Genomic DNA, 805 nt, shown 5'->3' on the forward strand with positions numbered 1-805 from the left:
TCGGTCCGCTACGGCGACATGCTCGGCATCCGGTACCTCTCCCTGGACCCCACCGAGGACGGCCGGCCCGCGGTCGGCGGCACCCCCCGGCTCCCCGAGGGCGCGCGGATCCCGCTGGAGTCCACCACCGACCCCGTGGACCTCACCGCGCTGGTCAACGGGTTCAAGCCCCTGTTCGAGGCGGTGCGCCCGGAGGAGGTCAACGCGCTGTCCGCCACCGTGGTCGCGGCCTTCCAGGGGGAGCCGGGTGCCATGGACACCCTCCTCGCCCGACTGGCCCTGCTCAGCCGGGACGTGGTGGACCGCCAGGACGTGTACAGCCGCCTCGCGGACAACATCACCGCGCTCAACACCACCCTCACCGGGCGGGGGGCGGACCTCCACGAGCTCGTCCGGGGCCTCGACGAGGTCTCGGGTGCGCTCGCGGAGGGCGACGGCGGCGAGCTCGCCCTGCTCATCGAGCGCGGCGACGCCTCCACGGCCACCCTCGCCTCGATGCTCCGCGAGACCGAACCCGACCTGCGGGCGAGCGTCGACTCCGCCCGGACCGCCACCGACGGGTGGATCCCCAACACCCCGGCGTTCGAGACCGCCCTGGGCAGGGCGCCGGTGTTCGCGCGGAAGGTCAACGCCCAGGCGCAGAAGGGCGGCTTCCTGGCGCTCTACATGTGTAACTTCACGGTGAAGTGGGACCACTGGGAGACGAGCCTGTTCGGGTACCGCAACTCGGGGGCCTGCCGATGAGGCCGGTGACCGTGGTGCGCGAGAGTCTGGCCGACCTCGTCCGGGACCCGAGGCACACCCG

At 72.9% G+C, this 805-nt stretch carries 1 protein-coding gene; it reads left to right on the forward strand.

What is annotated here, in order from left to right; all coding sequences use genetic code 11:
* A partial coding sequence (locus B4M60_RS01045; protein ID WP_291079506.1) for an MCE family protein occupies positions 1 to 744 on the forward strand: 744 nt, incomplete at its 5' end.
* Positions 745 to 805: the final 61 nt, after the last annotated feature.

The sequence above is a fragment of the Dietzia sp. UBA5065 genome (assembly GCA_002415925.1).
GTDB lineage: Bacteria > Actinomycetota > Actinomycetes > Mycobacteriales > Mycobacteriaceae > Dietzia.